Genomic DNA, 22,671 nt, shown 5'->3' with positions numbered 1-22,671 from the left:
ATTTTCCTTCAGAGCAGCTCTCGCATGCTGCCATCGCTCAAAATAAGTGCGGCGTGGACACTTTTATTGAAAAATACCGGCTTTAAGGCATTCACATAGGCCTGTAACTGGTTGCGATAGACAGTTTCCTCTAAAGCCAATAACTGACGTTTGTAATCCAGTACCCACACCGTATCAGAAAAAACCACCACGCGGTCCAACCGCATCAATTTTTGGTCTACCAAAACATCCATTTCATTGCGTGCATACTCGAATCCAGCCCTATCGTAAAATTTCTGCAACTGTGCATTCGCAAAAATACGTTCTGCCTGCTGCCGTATGGTCTGGGCGACGCTGGTCGCGCAGGGCAACCAGGCGGCTATCGTCTCTGCTGCCGGCAAAACCACCGGCCAGGGCTGTCCAGGGTTGGTCAGACGTTCCATCAAAGTATGCAGGGCGATACCCTCAATCTGCTCGTCGCTGACGGTTTCTGGCTCCAGGTCCGCAACCGGCATGGCAGGCGGGTTAAACACGGCCAGACTGAATTCCGCACTAGTCTGACTACCTGAAGTCTGCATGCCTGTGCCTGGGGTTTTCAGTTCTGCACCTTCCAGATAGCCATACCAGCTGGGGTTGGCCTGTTTCTTGCCGCTGACCACGCCACTGATGATCAGTAATTGCCTGGCCCGGGTCATGGCGACGTAGAGCAGGTTCCAGTTTTCCTGCATGGCCTGCCGTTCTTCCTGCAAAAACAACTGATCACGCGCAGCACCACGCTGATCTTTCTTGCCAAAGACGGAAAAATGACGTGTCTCCCCTGCCTGCAAGGGCCACTGACACAAGACACCAATCTTGTCTTTCAGTGATTCACTGTGATTGGTATCAAGCATCACGACGATATTTGCTTCCAGTCCCTTGGCGCTGTGTATGGTCAAAATGCGCAAGGCATCGGCCGCACTGTCCACTGCAGACTCATCCGGCGCATCACTGTCACCGGCACGGCGCAGGGCATGCAGAGCCGCGATAAATTTTGGCAGACTGGGGTAGCGTCCGCCATCCAGATTCAATGCCAGTTCAGTAAAGCTATGGATATTGCCTGTCACCTGTGAACGCTGCGCTGCTGGCACACACTGGGCATAGCGTTGCAGCACATCGCCCTGATGCAGGATGCGATCCAGCAAATCATGTACCGGCAGATAGCGGGAAGCTTCCATCCATTGTTGCAGCAAGCTGCAGGCTCGCTGCAAACGCGGATTATCGTGGCCTGCATGTCCATGCCAGGCTTGCAGGCGCTTCCACCAGGTTGTGCCATCTGCCTGGGCGATCAGCATCAGGTCAGCGTCACTGGCAGCCATGATGGGTGATTTCAGGACATGCGCCAACGCCCGGTTATCCCCAGGTGTCATCAAAAAGCCCAGCAGGGCAATCAGGTCCAGCACCTCCAGCGCATCCAGCAAACCACCGCGACGACTTGATACAAAGGGAATGCCCGCTTCCCGCAATGCTTTTTCATAGGCGGAAAGATGGGTGCGACGCTTGACCAGCAACATCACTTCCGACCACTGGAAAGTATCCGTTCCCTGTTGCGCACGCAGTTCCAGCAGGGTTTGTGCAAGCTGACGCCCTTCTTCATAGCGTTGCAGGTTTTCAGCCTCTTCCAGCGGGGTCGTCAGTGAATTACGTAAAGGGAAACGTCCTTTGGTCACGGCCACCATATCAGCGTCAGCAGCATCGGCAGCATCGGGTGATGTGCCTTCGGCGCTTGCGGTATCTATACCTATCAGTGGCAAACGCCAGACATCGCCGGTTTGCTCAGACGCCGTGGTCTGCGCTGCAAACAGGGGGTTGCCGCGCATACTCAGGTTCAGCATGCTGACGATTGCCGGTGCATTCCTGCGGGTCTGGTTGGTGCGCAAGACCCTGGCACCCTGCTGCGCCAGCATGGTGCGGGCTGCGGTGAACACCCGTGGTTCAGCGCGCCGGAAACGATAAATCGATTGCTTGGGGTCGCCCACAATAAATACCGTAGGCCGGGATGCATCATCACCATAGGCATACAACCATGCCTGCACGATATCCCACTGCAATGGATTGGTATCCTGGAATTCATCCAGCAAGATATGCTTGTAGCGTGAATCCAGCCGGCTATGCAGATAGGCGGCATATTCATCATTGCTCAACAGGCGATAGGCCTGCCATTCCAGATCAGCAAAATCAAAAACCCGCTGATCTGATTTCAAGTCCTGATAACAATCCAGATAAGCTGCACCGACCTTGAACAAGGCTTCATTGAGTTGCAGCACCATTTTTTCAGCGCTGCGTTTTTGCAGGGAATTCAAGGCATCCACGATGGCCTGGCATTCATCTTCAAATGCCAGCACATGATCTGGTCCCAGATGTTTGTCTATGGACGCCTGCAATGCCTTCACCTTGGTATTGTGTGAACGGGCCGCGCCACGGCTATCAAAAAAACCACTGCACAGCATGTCAAACGCAGGCAGCGACGGCCCTTCACTCAAGCCCTGTTCAATCTTGACTGCATTGCCCTGATTCTGTTTCGAACCCTGTCCCAGAATCAGCGCCAGTTTGCTGATGCGGTCATACAGACCGGCATCTTCCCACAGGCTGAGACGGGCATCGCGGTAGGCATCGGCCCCGCATAAATCCTGCAACCATTGCAGAGGATCGCCAGCATCGGATGCCTGGTTTGACGCCCACCATTCTGCCCGTTTGTCCAGAAATGCTTCCAGCATTTCGCGGGCAGTAAAATCACCGATTTCCTGATACAGAAACAGCAGTGCTTCCCTGATCTCAATATGCTCTTCCCGGGCGATCATCTGCATCAACTGACCATAGGCTTCACGCTGTATGTCGCCACTGGCTTCCACCAGGCTAAAGCCATGCGGCACACCGGAAGCCAGCGGTGCCAGTTGCAGCAAGCGCCCGAACCAGCTATGAAAAGTATCCATGGACAGGGATTGCGGGCTGGACAATACCTTTTCATACAAACTGCGCGCCAGCGGTATCAGTTGTGGCATTTCGGCTTCCTGTACGCCACGCTCTGCCAGCAATTGATGTACCTGGGCGATATCGGCCAAGGCCAGTTCATGCAGCAGGCTCATCAGGCGCTCACGCATTTCCTGCGCCGCTTTACGGGTAAAGGTAATGGCCAGCAGCTCTGCGGGTTCCGCGCCCGCCAGCAGCAGGCGCAACATGCGCGATACCAGCAGCCAGGTCTTGCCGCTGCCGGCACAGGCTTCCACCACTACGCTATGGCGCGGGTTGCAGGCAGCTGCGGTGAACTGTGCATGACTAACCGCTGCGCCATCAATTTCATACGCATGTGTGGTCTGGATGGTAGATGTGCTTGATGTGGCAGATGTGGCAGATGTGGCAGATGTGGCAGATGTGGCAGATGTCATGTCCGTCATTACCATGCTCCCTTACGACACAGACCACGCATCTCGCAATATTGACAGGCTTGCTCTACCCCATGAGCAGGCAAGGCTGCGCCCTGCTGCAGGGCGGCCATGCTGTTCCTGATTGACTGCGCCAGCTCAGACACCCAGCGCTCAAAATCGTCAGCATCGGTTTGCCCGGTTTTACCCTGACTCAGCTCCAGCGCGACATAGCTGGCAGAACTGACTGGCAATTCCGTCAGCAGGCCATAAAACGGTAACTGATGGTCTTCTCCATCTTTCAGGCGCTTGCGCAAATCATTGGCATTTTTTGTCTTGTAATCCAGCACAGCCAATTCACCACTCTGATGTTTGTCGATACGGTCTATACGCCCTTTCAGGGTCAGGCTCCCGCCTGACCATTCCAGCGTTTTCTCCGCCTTGATTTCACCCATATCAAATTGCCAGCCATCATCTTCACGTGCCTGCACCCAGGCAATATAGGCAGGTATCACTTTTTCCCAGCGCACACTGTAGGCCAGTGCTGCCGGGCTTTTTTGCAGCACATCAGCAAAAAATTCAGAGGATACTGCTCTTAACAAGGCTTCCTTGTCCACCTGGCCTTGCTCCTGATCCTGCTCCTGCATGGCGGTTTTCAGCTGTTCATGAAAGCGCTTCAATATTGCATGCAGCCAGTCGCCATAATCCCGTTTTTCCGGCATGTCGGACAATTCATCCATGGCACTCAGCCCCAGCATGCGGCCGGCAAAAAACTGGTAAGGGCATACAACCAGACTGGTATAGCCACTGGCAGACAGGCTGGCTGGCAATAGCACGGCCGCTGATGGTGCCGGCATTTGCTGCGGCAAGACCGGCAAATGCGTAAGGGGCAAAGGCAGCGGCTGCCTGTCCAATATCGCCTGCCGGGTTCTTTCCAGCGTCAGGCCCAGTTGCTCCAGCCAGGGGCTGACGGGATTATGCTCACCATTCAAACTGCCCTGCCAGGACAGCACCACATCGGTATTGCTTAACAGCAGTTCGGCAAAATCACGCAACTGCTGTTGCTGACGGGATTCGCGGGTTTCCAGACCGCATTCTCGCCGCACGGCATTGGCAAAGAACAAGACCTCGCTGGCCTGTGACGGCAAGTGCCGGGCGTCGGCACCAACCAGCAAGACCGCATCAAAAGACCGCAGGCGGGCACCATTCAAAGGCAGCATCACTACCCGCTTGTCGGCATGGGTAACGACAAAGGGTGTGCTTTCCATTTGCAGACTCATCAGCGAGCGCCATTCTGCAAAAGTGAACCCGGCTTTCATATCTTCACAAGACATCTGCATTTTTTGCAGTAGCTGGATAATCTGCGCGCCGGCAGGATCAGCCTGAAAGGCATTGAACATGGACAGATCAAAAAAAGACTGCAGGCTAAGCGCGCACCATTCCGGCAGACTGCGACGACCTGTGAACTGATTCGCCTGCCTGGCAATCGCTCTCAGCCAGCGGCGCGCTGCCACCGTGTCCTGAGCCCCATCCAGCGCAGACAATACTGCCTCCCATCCACCCAGAATATTCGCGCGCCGCAGCACGCTTTCTATACGCATAACGATGTCAGCCTTGTCGCGGCTTTCCACATCAGCATCTGCTAATTCTGTATCCTGTTCACTGTCTTTCCAGATCACATAAGGTGATTTCAAAAAATCCAGCAGGGTCATGGTATCGGCACGGGTTGCCACCACTTCCAGCCAGGCGGCGATGGCGGCAGCAGCGCGGGTGGTTGACAATTTCCAACCAGTTTCATCGGCGACCATGATCTGGGCTCTTTCCAGCAACGCACGCATGCGGCGCGACACCACCCTGTCCTGCGCCACCACGGCCACATTTTGCTTGCCCGCCTGCAGCCAGTTGATGATGGTCTGCGCGCCCTGTACGGCTTCATCTTCCAGCGAGGCGGCGCAGCACAGACGTATATGCGAGGTATCCACATATTCCGTCAAGGCTTGTTGATGACTGGGGCCGCCTGCATCCTGCAAACCCGGCCAGGCATGGTAATACGGTTGCGGCAGGATTTCGGCGCGCCAGTCCAGCGTGCATTGCATGACAGTCTGGTTTTTTGCCCATGCCTGCAAAAACGCTGCTTCCATCGCATCTGGTGCAGTCGGGCTGATCCACAATAAAGGTTCAGCGGCCTGGCCGGCCAGTTGCATCAGGCGTCCATAGCGTTGCAGCATGGGGTCATTGCCATCCAGTTGCCCCTGCCAGACTGACCACACCAGTTGCGACTCTTCCGACAGCACAGCCTGCGCCGGTGCTGGCAACTGCGCCAGTGCGGCCTGCCATTCGCGCTCCAGCTTTGTCTTGTTGGCTGTAGTTCTATTGGTGCCACTGCCCTTGACTGCCAGCGGCAACAGGGCAGCGGTCAGTTCATCAGACAGGGTTAACAAGGTCTGCGCCAGCGGCAACAAATCGGTATTGCTGCGTGCACCGAATAACTTCTTCAGCCAGGGATGTTGCCGCAATTCGGCATATAGCCCCATCAAACGCTCACTGGCATCTGTACCTGGCTGGCCCTGGCTGTCTGGCGCCTGCATTTCCAGCAGGGCAAACAGGGTATGGATACGCGGCGGAATAAAATTGCCCTGCAGACTGGCGCCCAGCGCCCGCAGCAGCAAATTGGCATGCTGGTAAGTAGGCACCACTACCCGCACGGCGGAATAATCACGTCCCTGCTCCAGTCCCCAGCCCTCGGTCCTGGCCATACGCAGGAAGGCTTGCGCCAGCCGGGGCCAAAAATCGGGAGAAGCAGGAATCAGTTCGGGTGGACGCAGCATAGAGAGGACAGTAGGCAGTAAATAAGTACAGTAATAAATACGGTGACAAGACCGGTAATAAGCAAAGATGAATTTTGTCTGTAGAGCAAGTATACTATGCGACAGCATAGGCAATTTAGCTGTGGGCATCACACTTTATTTAAAAATAGGTTATTATCACTCCATAGCCAGCCACGCCCGACTCTTGTTGTAGTCATGCTGATACACTATTCAATACCATTGAATTCGTGATTATCACCCCCAGATTCATACCAGAATGCGGCGCTGTCCGATAGACCGACATTCAGTGGCGCTGTTACCCCTTAATTTTTCCCTCTCGTTGAGGATTCCATGAGCGAAAACATCAAATATGTAAGCGATGCTTCATTCGAAGCTGACGTAATCAATTCCAATGTACCAGTGCTGGTCGATTTCTGGGCCGAATGGTGTGGCCCTTGCAAGATGATCGCCCCTATCCTGGAAGAAGTTGCCAAAGAATACAATGGCAAAATCATCGTAGCCAAGATGGACGTTGATGCAAACCAGGCTGTTCCAGCCAAATTCGGCATTCGTGGCATCCCTACCCTGATTTTGTTTAAAAATGGTACTGCTGCAGCGCAAAAAGTTGGCGCGCTGGCAAAAGGGCAATTAACCACTTTCATTGACAGTAATATTTAAGGTATTATCACGGTCTGAAGCAAACACCGTAAGTAAAAGAACTAAAAGAACTTTACTTACGGCGCTTGCATGTGAAATACAGCTTCGCGGTAATTACCCATTACCCGGTTGCGATTAATTTAGACCCGAGTTCAAACTAAAATTTAAACCACGACAGAACTTCTTTCTATCCTGTTTATTCTGTAGTTCCTCCGCTCACTCCCCCACCTCATAATCCCATCCCGGGACACTCACCATGCATCTATCTGAATTAAAGGCCTTACACGTATCCGCTTTGCTGGAGATGGCCATCGGACTCGATATCGATAACGCTGCGCGTATGCGCAAGCAGGAATTGATGTTCGCGATCCTGAAAAAACGTGCAAAATCAGGCGAACAAATTTTTGGCGATGGCGCCCTTGAAGTATTGCCGGATGGCTTTGGCTTCCTGCGCTCGCCCGATGCCAGCTATATGGCATCCACAGACGATATTTATATTTCCCCTTCTCAAATTCGCCGTTTCAACCTGCATACTGGCGATTCGATAGAAGGTGAAGTACGCACCCCCAAAGATGGTGAGCGCTATTTTGCACTGGTGAAGGTGGACAAGGTCAACGGCGAATCGCCAGAAGCGTCCAAGCACCGCATCCTGTTTGAAAACCTGACGCCGCTGCACCCGAACAAGGTATTGACACTCGAACGCGAAATGCGCGGCGAAGAAAATACCACCGGCCGTATCATCGACATGATTGCCCCTATCGGTCGTGGCCAGCGCGGTTTGCTGGTGGCATCACCCAAATCCGGTAAATCCGTCATGCTGCAACACGTGGCACACGCGATTACCACCAATCATCCTGATGTTACTTTGATCGTTTTGCTGATCGACGAACGTCCGGAAGAAGTAACAGAAATGCAGCGTTCCGTACGCGGTGAAGTGGTTGCATCGACTTTCGATGAACCCGCCACCCGTCACGTACAAGTCGCTGAAATGGTGCTGGAAAAAGCCAAGCGCCTGGTCGAAATGAAAAAAGACGTGGTCATCCTGCTGGATTCCATCACTCGTCTGGCGCGCGCCTACAATACCGTCATCCCTGCATCTGGCAAGGTACTGACCGGTGGTGTGGATGCCAATGCGCTGCAACGTCCAAAACGTTTCTTCGGTGCTGCACGTAATGTCGAAGAAGGTGGTTCCCTGACCATCATCGCCACGGCACTGATCGAAACCGGCAGCCGTATGGATGATGTGATCTACGAAGAATTCAAAGGCACAGGCAATATGGAAGTTCATCTGGAACGCCGCCTTGCCGAAAAACGCGTCTACCCAGCCATCAACCTCAACAAATCCGGCACCCGTCGTGAAGAATTGCTGATCAAGCCGGATCAGTTGCAGAAGATCTGGATCTTGCGCAAATTGCTGTATAGCATGGATGAAATCGAAGCGATGGAGTTCATCCTCGACAAGATGAAGGCCACGAAAAACAACGCAGAGTTCTTTGAAATGATGCGTCGGGGCGGATAAGTTCCCCTCCTGTTTTTGGGCTGACAAGCCGTCACTTTTGTGGCGGCTTTTTTCTTGCCTGACACCCTGGCAAGGGCAACAAAAAAGCTGGTCTTCAAATAAGAAGACCAGCTTTTTTTACACTACCCATTTTACAAATTATCCACGTACCTGCTCATCCGTTTTTTCTTTGTGGATTTTTTTGGACTGATGGTTTTCAGCATGTTGGATATTGCGTTGTTCGGCTTCGCCGATATGGCCATTTTTGGCCGCAACAGCTTCTTTGTGATCGACTCTCGCCTGGCCTTTTTCCAGTTTGGCGACCTCATGGTTGGTCAGCTCGCCAGACTTGATGCCATTTTCCACGCGTTGCTGCTGGTTCACGTTTCTTTGTACGTCAGCCTGCATGCGTTTGCTTGATACAGAATTCGGGTTGCCGACTCGCCCGTCATTTTTTTCTGCATGAATATCAGCACTGGCCTTGTTCTGCATTCTGTCAATTTTTGCTTTTTCACCGGCACTCAACTTGCCATCTTTCAGGGCATTATGCTCTTCCCGCGCTATCGCAGCCTGTTCACGTTCCAGTTTGCCAACTTCTTTAGTCGTCAACTGACCTGTTTTCAAACCATCTTCTATCCTGGTTTGCTGATTAACATTACGCTGTACATCCGTGCTGACGCTTTGGGCAAATGCCGAGCATGTCAACAAACCAGCCAGTAACAAGGGGATAAATTTCGTTTTCATGATGAAGTCCTTATGCAGTGTTAATGTATTGTGTGCCTGTCACAAGCCTATAACGGGCAAACAAAAAAGGACGATGACAGAAAACCTGTAAGAGAGCGTAACAAGCGTAAGTATCACAATGTAGGCAAGCGGATCCTGAATGGTCTGGCAGCTATCGCCTGGCCATGTCGATACCCTCTTCACCGTGCGTTCAGTCCGCCACGTCACTCTATCTTTTTTACAAAGCCCACATAAATACGCTGCGCGACGAAATGATCGAAGCCGGTCTGACGGAAGGTGCTGGTGTCTGTCCTGTAGGTGCGCCTGCTGCCATCGAAAATATCATTAGCGTTGACCGTCAGGCTTAAGGTCCTGGTGATTTGATGCTTCCAGGTCAGGTTGATGCTGCTGGTCGCGCCATATCGGCCCAGTGGTGTTATTCCGGCAGATTGGCCATGCGCATCAAGCGACACCTCGTTGTGCCCGAAGCTGTGACTTGCTCTGAGATCGATATAGCCCGAGACACTGTCCTGATGCACAAGATTATAAAGATCAGGCGTATCAAGCATCACACGATAAATACCGGCATCCATACCCAAACTCAGCTTCGCATCAGGCGTCCAGTCGAAAGACGCTGTGATGCCTGCCGAGCGAGCCCGCCCACCATTCTGCTTCGAGGTAACCAGTACATTATCCGCGTCGACACTGCGCGCATCGGTCACCGTATCGCGGCTGGTACGGTAGAAGACAGCAAGATTGCCGCTCAGGTGCTGCGCGTCCAGATTCGTGCCAAGCTCCCATGAGTTCAGTATCTGCGGCTTGAGGCCCGGATTGCCACGGTTCAGATTTTGCGCATCGACATAGGTGGTGAACGGATTGAGATCACGCGGATCGGGCCTCTGGAGGCTGCGACGAAAACTCAGTGTCAGGTCAGCCTGGTCGCTGACGGTATATTTCAGATGGACGCTGGGATTGAACGCCTGCCAATACCCTGTCTGCACGATGCCCTTTGCCGGACTCACCCGCAATGCCATGCGCTCGGCCCGTCCACCCAATAGTACTTGCCATTGTCCGTAGGTGATCTGGTCAGTCAGATAAACAGCTGTCAGCGTCGTCATCACGGCATAAGCATTGGTCGTCGTGGGATCTGGCACTTCACTACCTGTCGAAGGATAGACAGATGCCTGATAGTTGCTGATGTCGTCAGTCTTGTCCTGGATATCCAGACCCATGCCCCACTGGCCATGTTCCGATGAGCGACTCCAGTCAAGACTGGCCTGACTGAGGTGGCGCGCCGACCTGGTGGCACCATGGCTGTAGCCGGTGTCGCGCACCGGTGCGACGAACACGTCGCGATAAGACTTGTCGATCAGGCCCGTCGTATTGCTGTGTTGAAGCATGGCCTTCAACGCTGTTCCATCGTCCTGATGACTGTAACTAAGGCTGGCGCTATCGTCAGACTGTTCGTTGGGTCCATAGGAGATACGGTGATAGACGGTCTCGGCCGTTGTCGTACGATTTTCGTTGAGCACGTCGAACAAAGGACGTGAATGACGATTGTTATACCGCATCGACAGGCTGAGACTACTCGCATCGCTCATCGCATAATCGACGCCCAGGGCCGCGCTTTCAACGATGCGACGAACAAATACCTCTGAAGTCTGCAGTGTTTGCCCGCCCTGGTCACCGAGGGGATTATTCCAGTCAACGGCTGACTGACGGAACTTCAGCGTGCCATCACGGCGAAACGCCAGGTTACCGTGCACGCTGATATCTTTTTCTGTGATGTCGCCCGACGCACCGACATTCCAGAGGCCCTGATCCGTGGCACTCCCCTGTATCTGCGCACGTGCGCCAGGCTTGCGGTTTCGCTTCAGCACGATATTCAGGATCGCACCGCCATTGGCATTATAGGCGGCGGATGGATTGGTGATGACTTCGATGCTGGCAATGTCGGTGCCGCTCATGGTCTGTAGTGCCACGACCCGGTCATCGCCCGACATCATTGCGGTCGGCTTGCCATCGATCAGGATCGTGACCTGAGAATTTCCCTTGACCGAGATTTTGCCGTCAGCCGTCACCGATACTTCAGGTGTAGCCTGCAAAACGTCCTGTGCAGTCCCGTTTGCCGCTTTCGGCATATTGGAAACGTCATAGACAGTCTTATCGATCTTTTTGACGACTGGCTCTTTCTTGCCTGTCACTGTCACCGTCGGGCTTGCCGGATCTTCCGCCCGCGTTTCCACTGGCTGCAAGACCAGCCAAAGAAAAATTATGCAGGATATCGTCCTGAACACGTAAGCGATCATGTACCAACAGTTGGATTGGCGGCGAACATTTTCGACATGAGCTGATGCACCAGTGACGCCAGGGTCGAATGGACAATTTTAGCGACAGATTTTGGATTGAATGACATGTGATTATTATAAAGTTTTCACAGAATGATCAGGCGTATTTTGAGATTCAATGGCAGGTTTTTATATCACCGGATCAGCGCCTCGCCATGCTCTCTACGTACTCTCTACGATACCGGTGCGGGAATTGCACCAGGTACTTGCAGGCGATTTATACCAGGTCGCAACTTTCGAGGACGAAGATTCCAGCTTGCCCATGCCGCGTCCATACGAAATACAGGCGCAAAAAAAACGGACCGATCATGCAATCGGTCCGTTTTTTACTTCTGGTACTTATTTATTTCTTTTACTGACTTGCTTCTTTCAGCAATTTATTTACTGGCCAAAGTCTCAGGCTTGCTCCAGCCACCACCTACGGCCTTGTAAATACTGACCACGGCAGACAATTGCGCACGCTTGCTGTCGATCAGGCTGGATTGCGCCTGGAACAGATCACGTTGTGCATTCAGGACTTCCAGATAACTGCTATAGCCATTCTTGTAGCGCAGATCCGCCAGACGCAACGAATCTTTCAAGGCTGTGACCCTGCGCTCGGAAGCGGCATTCACCTGCTCATTGGCAGCCGTATTGTTCAAGGCATCATGCACATCACGGAAAGCGCCCTGCACTGCCTGCACATATTGCGCCAAAGCCTGGTTCTTGCGAGCTTCTGCACCAGAGACTACCGCAGCAATCGCACCGGCACGGAAAACTGGTTGCGCCAGGCTGCTGCCCAGGCTCCACAGCAACGAGGCTGGATTAATCAGGTCTTCAAACACCCTGGATTCATAACCAGCAGTAGTCGTCAGTTTCAGGCTGGGGAAATACTGCGCCTTGGCCTGGCCGATGTCCGCATTGGCGGCCACCAGGGCCTGCTCTGCCGACAGGATATCCGGGCGGCGGTTCAGCAAATCAGACGGCAAATCTGCCGGCATGATCAGTTGCTGATGCAGGCTGTCAATCGCATTGCCACGCGCAATCACCGGTTGGGCAATGGCGCTGGCAGAACGACCCAGCAAGACTGCCAGTGTCGATTCTATATTCGACAAAGACTGTTTGGCCTGCGCGTAGCTGATGTCTGCCGCAGCACTTTCTGATTCGGCCACATGCAAATCAAGCTCACTGGTCGCACCAGCTGTATAACGCTTCTGTTGCAGACGCAGGTTTTCCTGACGGGTCTTCAGGGTTGAATCGGCCAGGGCCAGTTGTGCATCAGCGGCACGCATGGCGAAATAGCTTTGCGCGACATTCGCATACAGGCTGCTTTGTACCAGGCCACGATTGGCTTCCTGTGCCAGCAAGCGGGCACGGGCTGCTTCATCCGCACGTGACAGCTTGCCCCAGAAATCCACTTCATACGAAGCCGTCAGACTCAGCTGAAAATCTTTGGCATAAGGGCTGACACCAACACCCAGCTTGCCTGCATTTTCACTGGTGCGCGTACGTGATGCACCCAGATTGGCATCCACACTGGGGTAGCGATTTGAATTGGTGCCAACGGCAACGGCACGCGCCTCTTCTATGCGGGCAGCAGCCAGAATCAGATCCTGGTTATTTTTTGCAGCTTCATCCAGCAAGCTGTCCAGAACCGGGTCCTGGAAGCTTTTCCACCATGCCGCGTAGTCAACAGCAAGCTGTTTGTTCTGTGTCGCCACAGCACCCAGGCTGGCCGGTGTTTCCAGGGCCGGACGTTGATAGTCGGGCCCAACCGATGCGCATCCTGCCAGCACCAGGCTGGCGACCAGCGTCGTTAATACTAATTTTGTTCCAGACATCATTATTCCTTCACATCTGCTTGAGGTGCATTGTGCAAAATATGGACAGGGTGTTCAAAATCCTGCTCAGTGGTTTTCAAGCGCCTGTCATTGATCAGCTTGAAGAACAAAGGCACGAAGAAGATCGCCAGGAAAGTCGCTGCCAGCATACCGCCCAAAACACCAGTACCCAGAGATTGACGCGCAGCAGCACCTGCACCGTGCGAGAAAGCCAGTGGTACCACACCCAAAATAAAGGCCAGCGAAGTCATCAGAATAGGACGGAAGCGCAAACGTGCTGCTTCCAGTGCCGCAGCCACCGGTGCATAACCCTCATGCACTTTCATGACCGCAAATTCCACAATCAGAATCGCATTTTTCGCCGACAGCCCCAACAGCGTCACCAGACCGATCTGGAAGTACACGTCATTGTTGAAGTGACGCAGGTACACCGCCAGCAAGGCACCAAAGATACCGAAAGGCATGGCCAGCAAGACCGAGAATGGCAGGGACCATTTTTCATACTGTGCAGCCAGAATCAGGAAAATCATCAGCACGCCGGCACCGAGTGCCAGACCAGCCGCGTTGCTGCTGCGTTTTTCCTGGAAGGATGCACCACCCCAGTCATACACGACATCTGCCGGCAAGACATTTTTCGCTGCACGTTCCATCGCCGCAATCGCCTGGCCAGAGCTGTAACCTGGTTTGGCATCGCCCAGCAATTTAATCGAAGGCAAGGCATTGAAACGCTGTACAGAGTCAGGGCCGGTAATGAACTTCACTGTTGTGAAGGCACGCACCGGTATCATCTGGCCCGTGGCAGAACGTACATACATGCTGCCGATGTCGTCTGGCTTGGCACGATACGCACCTTCTGCCTGCAACTGCACGGTATAGATACGACCGTTCTTGTTGAAGTCATTCACATAATAGCTACCCATGGTCGCAGCCAGGGTGTTATATACGTCCGACAAGGCCACGCCCATGGAACGTGCTTTTTCATTGTCCACGTCTACGTACAACTGTGGAGAATTGGCTTGCCACAAGGTTTTTACACCAGCCAGTTCAGGCTGCTTGTTGGCTTCTGCGATCAGCAAAGGCAACAGTTGCGCCAGGCGCTTGACACCACCTTCACCGGCATTTTGCAGATAGAACTCAAAGCCACCAGTCTGACCCAGACCTTGAATCGCAGGCGGGGCAAAGAACAAAGGCAAACCTTCCTTGATACGGCCAGTCTTCATATAGCTTTCGCCTACCATCTGCTGTGCAGACTGGTTACGCTCTTCCCATGGCTTCAAGGGGAAGAACATGGTTGCAGCAGAAGATTTCAAACCGCCACCACCCAGGAAGTCCAGACCAACCAGAGCAAAGGTGGTGTCGATGTTCTTGTTGGTTTTCATGATGGATTCAACCTGACGCACCATAGCATCAGTACGATCCAGCGAAGCGCCGTCCGGCATGATGGCCGCACCGATGAAATAACCCTGATCTTCATCCGGCACCAGACCACCTGGTACATTTTTCCACAACAGGCCAGTCAGTGCGACCATACCCAGCACCAGTGCAATACCCAGTACGGCACGCTTCATGAAGAAGGTAACGCCATTGGTATAACGCTTGGTCAGACGCAGGAAGGCTGCGTTAAACCAGGTAAAGAAACGGTTGTGATTTTCTGAACCAGGCTTGAGCAAAATCGCGCACAAGGCAGGTGTCAAAGTCAAAGCAACGATACCGGACAAAACAACCGCGATGGAAATCGTGACCGAGAACTGACGATACAATTCACCCGCCAGACCACCAAGGAAAGCGATAGGACCAAACGCAGCCACCAGCACCAGCACAATCGCGATAACCGGGCCAGTCACTTCATGCATGGCTTCGATCGCCGCATCTTTCGGCGTCATGCCTTCTTCATTGATCAGACGCTCAACGTTTTCCAGCACCACGATCGCATCATCCACCACAATACCAATCGCCAGCACCATACCGAACAATGTCAGCGTATTAATGCTATAGCCCAGCAAATGCAGACCAGCCATGGTACCGATCAACGATACCGGCACTGCCAGTGTCGGGATGATGGTCGCACGCCAGCTTTGCAGGAACAGATACACCACGATAAACACCAGCACCATGGCTTCTGCCAGGGTTTTCAACACTTCGGCGATGGATTCCGTCACGAAAGGTGTGGTGTCATACGGCGTGGCATATTCCATGCCTTCCGGGAATTTGGCTTTCAGGTCTTTCAGTGTTTGCTCTACAGCCTTGCGGGTTTCCAGCGCATTCGCGCCGGTCTGCAGGAACACACCGATGTTGGCAGATGGATGACCATTGACCCGACCATACAGGTTGTAATCCTTGGAACCCAGTTCAACACGTGCCACATCACTGATACGGATGGCAGAACCACCCTTGGCAGATTTGATGATGATATTGGCAAATTCAGACGGTTCCAGCAAACGTCCCTTGGCCGTGACAGTCATCGTCAGTTCTTCGGTATTGTTTGGCGGTGCGCCAACTTTACCGGCAGCATACTGTGCATTCTGTTCAGTAATTGCGTTCGAGATATCGGCAACCGTTACCCCCAGTTGCGCCATGCGGTCAGGACGCATCCAGATACGCATTGCATAATCCTTGGCACCGAAAATCTGGATATTGGTGGTACCTGGTACACGCTTCAATGCATCCAGTACATTCTGGGTTGCATAGTTGGACAGATACAGCGCATCGTAACGGTTATCTGGCGAGAACAAGGCAGCCACGACCAGGAAGTTGGACGAGCTCTTGGACACCGTCACACCCTGGCGTCTTACCTCTTGTGGCAACTTGGCATCTGCCTGGCGCACGCGGTTGTTGACGTTAACGGCAGCGATATCCAGATCGGTACCGACTTCAAATGTGACGTTGATCGATACCCGACCGTCAGCAGAAGAAACCGAATCCATGTACAGCATGTGTTCCACGCCGTTGATCTGTTCTTCGATAGGGCCGGCAACGGTGCGTTCAACCACCTCGGCAGACGCGCCGGGATAAACTGCAGTCACATTCACTACTGGCGGAGAAATCTCCGGGTAGCGCGAAATCGGCAGGACGCGCAGAGCGGCCAGACCGGCCAGCACGATGATCAGCGACAAAACTGTCGCGAAGATCGGCCGGTTAATAAAAAATTTTGAGAACATGAATAATTCCTTGTAGCCTTAGCTTTGTTATGCAGCGGATTTTCAGCTTGATACTTTGGCTTAATTTAGGGGCTTAGTGTTTTGCCTCGGCGCTGGCTGCTGGTGCTGAAGCAGATGCACTGGCTGCAGCAGGTTTACCTTCAGCAGCAGGGGCAGCAGGTGGTGCACCTGCTGGTGCCGCTGGTGCATTAGCTGCCTTGGCAGTAATAGCCACTGGCGTTACCGTCATGCCTGGATCATGTGCCTTGATGAAACCATCCACCAGAACACGGTCGCCGCCCTGCAAGCCTTTGGTCACTATCCATTCACCATGTGACCAGCCATCCAGCTCAACCGGCTTTGGTACCAGTTTGTTATCTGGAGAAACCGTGAACACGATTTTGCCCATAGGGCTGTCAATCACCGCACGTTGCGGTATGGCGATGGCGGCGCTACGGGTGGCACCGCTGAGTATCACGCGTACGAACTGGCCTGGACGCAAAGTACCGTCAGCATTAGGCACCTGGGCACGGGCATCAAAACCACCTGTGGCCGGGTTCACTTTTTCGCTGACAAAATTCATCTTGCCTGTCACTGGAGACATGCTGCCGTCGGCAAGTTTCAATTGCACATCAAATGCCAGACTACCGTTATTGGTTTTCTTGCCAGGCAAGGCAATTTTGCCTGCGCCTACGTCCTTACTCAATTTCAGGTAATCCGCTTCCGGTACGCTGAAGTTGACATACACAGGGTCGGTCTGCACGATAGTAGTCAACAGGCTGTCAGCCGAAGTCACCAGGCTGCCGTTGGATTTGGCGGCAACACCGGTCACACCATCAATAGGAGCTACCACGCGGGTATAACCCAGATTGAGTTTGGCTTCATTGACTTGAGCCTGCACTTGCTTGTAGCTGGCTTCTGCTGTTTCCAGTGCAGACTTGGCATCGTCAAATTCTTTCTGGCTGATGGCTTTTTCTGCTGCCAACGGTGCCAGGCGGGCAAATTCGCGCTTGGACTGGTTCAACTTGGCTTCAGCGACACCGGCGGCGGCTTCTGCCGATGCCAGTTGCGTGCGGTACGTACCCTGATCAATCTGGAACAGGACCGTGCCTGCCTTGACGCGGGAACCTTCTTCATACAAGCGGTTTTCCAGAATACCGGCAACACGGGCACGCACTTCCGTTTCGCGTGAACCTGCGGTTTGTGCCGCATATTCAAAATCCAGACCCAGGTTGCGTGGCTGTACGGTCACCACATTGACTTCAGGTGGCGGCATGCCACCCGGCGGCGCAGCATTGGCACCCTGCTTGCCGCAGGCAGCCAGCACCAGCAAAGGCAGGCTGACGGCAGCAATACGCAAGGCAGGCAAGGCCTGGGTCATATGACTGGTAATCGATGAAAGCTTAAAAAACGGTGTAGATAATTGTGCAGGGGAGCGCATGGGAGATTCTTTCTTCTAAATTGAAAGGCGGTGTGCTATTATATACATTCACGAATGTTTGTAAATAAGGTTTTTCAATAGCCCTACAGGAAAGCAGGGGCTTTGAGGTATCTGGTTCCAGCAGACTCTGATAGAGTCCATTGAGATTTTATTAAATAGACATCACTTGCTATAGACGCTGAAACAAGTATCGCAAACAGGCTTGCCAAATTTGTCCCGGCACACCATCTGCGACGAAGACAGTATGTTGATATGGCCTGGGTTTTAATACATTTGCGGCAGTTTTGCTTAATTCCGGGTATTTTAAAGACACAAAATGACAGCCTGATCTCATCGCTGTCATGGACCTGATAACAAGGTTGGTACCAAGGCAAGAAAACTAGTATAAAGCAGACATGAAATTTCTGCTGCGGGACAACATATTTGATCTGGAACAGATCATTTTTTTAAATTTGTACCAGTATCAAGGCGTAACAAAGCAGGCTTTAACAGCAGAAAAACGATATAAGTATTTCATGCAGCTCTCGTTTTATGTCTTTATAAGCAGTATTTAGCATCCATATAGCTTTATGTACCTTATGCACCGGGCTGCGAATGGCAGAAAGCCCATGTTTTCCAGGATTTCACTCTGCATTAAATACTATAACGAAGAGACGACGTAAAAATTGTGCGCAGCGATCATTAATCTGCAAATTAACCAGCAAATTAATCCGCGACGTACGCAAAGGAAACAAGATGGCCAGAAAGACGAAAGAAGAAGCGCAAGAAACTTATAATACGCTGATCGACGCTGCTGAAAAAGTATTCGCCGAAAAAGGTGTGACCAGTACAACACTCAATGATGTTGCTCTTGCAGCAGGCATGACGCGCGGTGCTATCTACTGGCATTTCAAAGACAAAAACGCCCTCTTTCAAGCCATGTGTGACCGCGCCTTCCTGCCCATGGAAGCAATGCTCAATGAAATTGCGTCAACTCCACACAAAGACCCCCTGGCAGGTATCAGGCAACTGAATATACACTTTCTGAATCTGGTCACCGGCAATGAGCATCAGCAAAAAGTATTTGACATCATTTTTCATCGTTGCGAAAAAAACAGTGAACTGATCTTCTTCTCTGCCGAAAGCGAAAAACGTATTGAATGCCTGGCAAAAGTCGAAGCACTGATCCAGAAAGCGGTTGATCAGGGCACCCTGCACGCCGACACCGATACCTGGATCGCCATGCAAGCCTTGCACGCTTACGTTATCGGCATCGTTCACGAATGGCTGGAAGATACCTCCGCCTACTGCCTGATGCAGCATGCAGAGGACATGGTCGATATATTCCTGGCCGGACTGGTCGCCCGCCCGCCATTAAAAAAACCGCGCCCTGCGGAACAGGCATGCACTATGCGGCTGGTGGTCAATCAAGCCTAAACCGGTAATTTCCAGTCAAAACGTACTGCCAACATGCGCAGTACGAAGCAGATGCCTACGCCAAACCCCAGCGCAACCGCCTCGCTGACCTGCAGCCAGTTCAATAGCAGATAAGCCCAGCAACCGGCAAAAGCACAGGTCGCATACAAATGACTGCGCCTGAACACCAGCGGTATCTCATTACAGATAATATCGCGCAAAACCCCGCCAAAAATGCCGGTAATGACCCCCATCATCACACAGACAAACATCGGCATATCCGCCTCTTGCGCCAGTGAAGCACCGGTCACGCTGAACAAACCCAGCCCCAGCGCATCCGCCAGCACGATCGCGCTTTCTGTCACGGCATTGCGTAAATGCCGCAAAAAGGGAATGGCAATCAGCGATATCACGAAGATGAGGATGGGGTATTCCTGATTCTCCACCCAAAACAGTGGCCGCCTGTCCAGCAGCAGATCACGCAGCGTGCCGCCGCCAAAGGCAGTAATAAACGCCACCGTAAACACCCCCACCACATCCATGCGCTTGCGCCTGGCTTCAATAAACCCCGAACTGGCAAAAGCCAGTATCCCGGCGACTTCAATACTATGTAGCATCGAACTCATACCCAGATAGCTCGTCGTCATGGTTCTCCTTCAGGACTTGATTTATGAGGTGGGATTTTAGCAAGCGGGACAGGAATGGGATAGATTTGCCGGCCTTTTAAGATGAAGACCTCTCACCACAGAGGCATAGAGGGAGAAATGACTTTTTTGCAAAAGATCATCGTTCCGTAAGCAGGCAACATGTTGCTTGAATTTCTTACTGCACCACAGAGAAATGCAATGAGGAGGCAAAAACCTGAAGGCTATTAGAACAGCCTTGCTCTCAAATTCGTCGCTCCTGCGGAGGCAGGAGCCCAGCGACTTTCTTTGCACACTGATAAAATTTATAACAAAAAGAACAGAAAAAGCACACAACAAGCAACATTCTATGACCCTAGCCTACAAAACCCCATCGCAAAAACCTTAATTTTCATTGTATAATCATGGGCTTGGCATTTTGGGCAACCAGAATCCAGACAATTAATTAACCTTTGGCAAGTGATAATGCAATCGGGTCAAGAAGCTGGGCGACCGACGAAGTGCTTATTGGCTACCTACACTATTTTCGAGGCAAACATGAGAGATGGCATCCATCCAAATTATCGCGAAGTGTTGTTCCACGACGTTTCTTGCGATTTCAAATTCATCACACGTTCAACTATCAACACCCGTGACAAAGGTGAGTTTGAAGGTAAAGAATACCCACTGGTAAAGATCGAGGTTTCTGCGGAATCCCATCCTTTCTACACTGGTAAACATAAAATCGTTGATACTGCTGGCCGCGTTGAAAAATTCCGCCAAAAGTTCGGCAAAGTCGGTTCCAAGACTTCTGTCGCCGCCGGTTAATCGGCGCAGGGAAACACCGCTTAAGCACACCCACTGTAGCGCGCTGCCCACATTTTTTGCGGCGCAGCGCCAGCCGGCAAGCATACGGTACTGCCTGTGAATCTTATACAGACTCCATGCGGACTCCATATGCATCCCGGTATAGCACTATGCGTGCTTATGCGTCTATCCCGTGATTTAAATTAAAAAAGGCAGCCCTGGCTGCCTTTTTTACTAACGCTTTACCCTACAATAAGCATCCTTTCCTTCCATCATAAAGATATGAAGCCAGTCCGACTTCCTGCTGCCGCAACAGTTGCGCTACCGCGCTGGGGAATCTTCGCCCTGTGTCTCCTGTATATCTTGCCCGGCCTGATAGGCCGCGACCCATGGAAAGGTGACGATGCCGCCGGCTTTGGCATCATGTGGACCATGGCCCATGGCACCCTGGCCGACTGGTTGTGGCCGCACATCGTCGGCCTGCCTATGCCTGAAGAAGGCCCGCTGGCATTCTGGCTGGGTGCCATATGTATTAAATTATTTGGCTGGTTAGTGGGCGAACCCATGGCCGCCCGCCTCAGCACTGGCTTCTTTTTTCTGCTGGGCTGCCTCTCGGTCTGGTATGCCACCTATCTGCTGGGCCGCAGGCCAGAAGCACAGCCCTTGAAACTGGCCTTTGGTGGCCAGCCCGAACCCAAGGACTTTGGCCGTACCCTGGCTGACGGCGCCCTGCTGATTTATCTGGGTTGCCTGGGCCTGCTGGTACGCAGCCACGAAACCAGTGCAGAAACCCTGCAAATTTCCCTGATCGCCTGCACCCTGTATTTTTGCGTGCGCCTGCTGGATGACCCCAGCAAACGGACTGCCATCAAAATCGGCATCATCTTCGGTTTGCTGGTACTGACCAGGGGCTGGGTGCTGCCCACCGCTTTATGCATCAGCCTGCTGGCTGCCTGTGCTTATCGTCAGCAACGCCAGCCCCTGCAATACCTGGCCCTGATCAGCCTGCCGATTGCCTGCGCCGTAGCCGCCATCTGGCTGACTGCCATCAATGTCCTGCATCCGTATGACAGCTCGCCTTATCAGGCCTGGATGCTTTGGAATTATCGTCAGTTCAATATACCGAATGCAGAAAGCATCAGCTATCTGTTCCGCAACGGCATCTGGTTTAGCTGGCCTGCCTGGCCTTTTGCAGCATGGGCTATTTATGCCTGGCGCAAACAAGAAAAAGCCCTGCATATTTCACTGCCTGTCAGCTTTCTGATTTGCTTTGCGGTACTGACTGTAGTCAACACGCAATCAGAAGAAGCCTTGCTCTTACCCATATTGCCACCGCTGGCCATACTCGCCGCATTTGGCTTGCCGACCATGAAGCGCAGCGCGATTAATGCCGTGGACTGGTTCTCTGTCATTGTATTTACCACCGTCGCCGGTTTCATCTGGTTTGCCTGGATAGCCGACCAGACCGGCTGGCCAGGCAACTGGGCGAACAGGGCCGCCATATTGGCCCCCGGTTACAAAACCAGCTTCAACCCCTTTGTCATGCTCATCGCCATGGTTGCCACCGTCGCCTGGTTCCGTCTGGTGTACTGGCGCATATCACGCCAACCCGCCGTCTTGTGGCGTGCCGTCGTACTGTCAAGCGGTGGCGTGATTTTATGCTGGCTGCTGTTGCTCAGCCTATGGCTGCCATGGGCCAATCAGAAAATCAGTTATGCCCCTCTGTCACAAGAACTGGCCAAAAACCTGCCCGCCAACTATGACTGCATACAGGCACTGATAGGCCCTTCACAGCGCGCTTCATTTGCCTATTTTGGCAAAGTAAAATTTGCCGGATTCTCAGACAATGAATGTCGCTTGCTGCTGATACAAAACAGCAAACGTGCCCATCAAACTCAAGCTCAATCTCAGAATCAAACCCAGGATCAGGAACTGGCACTGCCAGCCGAATACAAGGCCGAAGAATGGACCGCCATCTGGTTTGGTCACCGTGCCGCCGACAATGATGAAGTATTTACCCTGTACCAGCGTAAATAGT

The 22,671-nt window shown here is 52.7% G+C and carries 13 protein-coding genes; 5 read left to right on the top strand and 8 right to left on the bottom strand.

Features of this window, described 5'->3' with window-relative positions; genetic code table 11:
- Positions 1-8 precede the first annotated feature (8 nt).
- Both H8L32_RS17270 and H8L32_RS17265 read right to left on the bottom strand, forming a co-directional pair.
- Positions 9-3,410, bottom strand: a complete 3,402-nt coding sequence (locus tag H8L32_RS17270) for a UvrD-helicase domain-containing protein (RefSeq protein ID WP_230412281.1) — start codon at positions 3,408-3,410, stop codon at positions 9-11.
- Positions 3,410-6,205, bottom strand: coding sequence for a PD-(D/E)XK nuclease family protein (locus tag H8L32_RS17265; RefSeq protein WP_186948516.1), 2,796 nt, complete (start codon positions 6,203-6,205; stop codon positions 3,410-3,412). The genes H8L32_RS17270 and H8L32_RS17265 overlap by 1 nt, the downstream gene beginning before the upstream one ends.
- 330 nt (positions 6,206-6,535) lie before the next feature.
- Between H8L32_RS17265 and trxA the strand changes: the two genes are divergently transcribed.
- The gene (trxA, locus tag H8L32_RS17260; protein WP_186948515.1) at positions 6,536-6,862 is read left to right on the top strand and encodes a thioredoxin TrxA; all 327 of its coding nucleotides are present in this window, start codon (positions 6,536-6,538) and stop codon (positions 6,860-6,862) included.
- A gap of 235 nt (positions 6,863-7,097) precedes the next feature.
- Entirely contained in the window at positions 7,098-8,360 is a 1,263-nt protein-coding gene (gene rho, locus H8L32_RS17255; RefSeq protein WP_110257254.1) for a transcription termination factor Rho, read from the top strand.
- A 138-nt stretch (positions 8,361-8,498) separates the two neighbouring features.
- Here rho and H8L32_RS17250 read toward each other — a convergent pair whose 3' ends face one another.
- The 5 genes from H8L32_RS17250 to H8L32_RS17230 form a co-directional block, all read right to left on the bottom strand.
- Positions 8,499-9,083, bottom strand: a complete 585-nt coding sequence (locus H8L32_RS17250; RefSeq protein ID WP_186948514.1) for a hypothetical protein — start codon at positions 9,081-9,083, stop codon at positions 8,499-8,501.
- A 203-nt stretch (positions 9,084-9,286) separates the two neighbouring features.
- Positions 9,287-11,308: a TonB-dependent receptor gene (locus H8L32_RS17245; RefSeq protein ID WP_329605198.1), complete on the bottom strand. Its 2,022-nt coding sequence runs from the start codon at positions 11,306-11,308 to the stop codon at positions 9,287-9,289.
- Between the two features lie 479 nt (positions 11,309-11,787).
- Entirely contained in the window at positions 11,788-13,230 is a 1,443-nt protein-coding gene (locus tag H8L32_RS17240; RefSeq protein ID WP_186948512.1) for an efflux transporter outer membrane subunit, read from the bottom strand.
- A gap of 2 nt (positions 13,231-13,232) precedes the next feature.
- Positions 13,233-16,388 (bottom strand): efflux RND transporter permease subunit, encoded by a 3,156-nt coding sequence (locus tag H8L32_RS17235; RefSeq protein ID WP_186948511.1) that lies wholly within the window; start codon positions 16,386-16,388, stop codon positions 13,233-13,235.
- A gap of 73 nt (positions 16,389-16,461) precedes the next feature.
- Positions 16,462-17,808 carry an efflux RND transporter periplasmic adaptor subunit gene (locus tag H8L32_RS17230; RefSeq protein WP_222619401.1) on the bottom strand — a complete coding sequence of 449 codons (1,347 nt, stop codon included), beginning with the start codon at positions 17,806-17,808 and terminating at the stop codon, positions 16,462-16,464.
- A 735-nt stretch (positions 17,809-18,543) separates the two neighbouring features.
- On the opposite strand from H8L32_RS17230, the gene H8L32_RS17225 reads away from it, so the two are divergent.
- The gene (locus H8L32_RS17225; RefSeq protein ID WP_186948510.1) at positions 18,544-19,224 is read left to right on the top strand and encodes a TetR family transcriptional regulator; all 681 of its coding nucleotides are present in this window, start codon (positions 18,544-18,546) and stop codon (positions 19,222-19,224) included.
- Here the strand turns inward: H8L32_RS17225 and H8L32_RS17220 are convergent.
- A complete protein-coding gene (locus tag H8L32_RS17220; RefSeq protein ID WP_230412280.1) occupies positions 19,221-19,850 on the bottom strand; it encodes a trimeric intracellular cation channel family protein in 630 nt (209 codons plus the stop codon). The genes H8L32_RS17225 and H8L32_RS17220 overlap by 4 nt on opposite strands.
- 534 nt (positions 19,851-20,384) lie before the next feature.
- On the opposite strand from H8L32_RS17220, the gene H8L32_RS17215 reads away from it, so the two are divergent.
- Together H8L32_RS17215 and H8L32_RS17210 are read left to right on the top strand one after the other, a co-directional pair.
- On the top strand, positions 20,385-20,654 hold the full coding sequence (locus H8L32_RS17215; RefSeq protein WP_186948509.1) for a type B 50S ribosomal protein L31: 270 nt from the start codon (positions 20,385-20,387) through the stop codon (positions 20,652-20,654).
- 261 nt (positions 20,655-20,915) lie between these two features.
- Positions 20,916-22,670 (top strand): ArnT family glycosyltransferase, encoded by a 1,755-nt coding sequence (locus tag H8L32_RS17210; RefSeq protein WP_186948508.1) that lies wholly within the window; start codon positions 20,916-20,918, stop codon positions 22,668-22,670.
- Position 22,671 lies beyond the last annotated feature (1 nt).

This window comes from Undibacterium hunanense (assembly GCF_014284335.1).
Classification (GTDB): Bacteria; Pseudomonadota; Gammaproteobacteria; order Burkholderiales; family Burkholderiaceae_D; genus Undibacterium; species Undibacterium hunanense.
This window is presented reverse-complemented; position numbering and strand designations above follow the sequence as displayed.

Coding starts and splice junctions, on each gene's coding strand:
- H8L32_RS17270 (WP_230412281.1), bottom strand. CDS start 3,410: ATGACGGACATGACATCTGCCACATCTGCCACATCTGCCACATCTGCC.
- H8L32_RS17215 (WP_186948509.1), top strand. CDS start 20,385: ATGAGAGATGGCATCCATCCAAATTATCGCGAAGTGTTGTTCCACGAC.
- H8L32_RS17220 (WP_230412280.1), bottom strand. CDS start 19,850: ATGACGACGAGCTATCTGGGTATGAGTTCGATGCTACATAGTATTGAA.
- trxA (WP_186948515.1), top strand. CDS start 6,536: ATGAGCGAAAACATCAAATATGTAAGCGATGCTTCATTCGAAGCTGAC.
- H8L32_RS17225 (WP_186948510.1), top strand. CDS start 18,544: ATGGCCAGAAAGACGAAAGAAGAAGCGCAAGAAACTTATAATACGCTG.
- H8L32_RS17230 (WP_222619401.1), bottom strand. CDS start 17,808: ATGCGCTCCCCTGCACAATTATCTACACCGTTTTTTAAGCTTTCATCG.
- H8L32_RS17265 (WP_186948516.1), bottom strand. CDS start 6,205: ATGCTGCGTCCACCCGAACTGATTCCTGCTTCTCCCGATTTTTGGCCC.
- H8L32_RS17235 (WP_186948511.1), bottom strand. CDS start 16,388: ATGTTCTCAAAATTTTTTATTAACCGGCCGATCTTCGCGACAGTTTTG.
- H8L32_RS17250 (WP_186948514.1), bottom strand. CDS start 9,083: ATGAAAACGAAATTTATCCCCTTGTTACTGGCTGGTTTGTTGACATGC.
- H8L32_RS17210 (WP_186948508.1), top strand. CDS start 20,916: ATGAAGCCAGTCCGACTTCCTGCTGCCGCAACAGTTGCGCTACCGCGC.
- rho (WP_110257254.1), top strand. CDS start 7,098: ATGCATCTATCTGAATTAAAGGCCTTACACGTATCCGCTTTGCTGGAG.
- H8L32_RS17240 (WP_186948512.1), bottom strand. CDS start 13,230: ATGTCTGGAACAAAATTAGTATTAACGACGCTGGTCGCCAGCCTGGTG.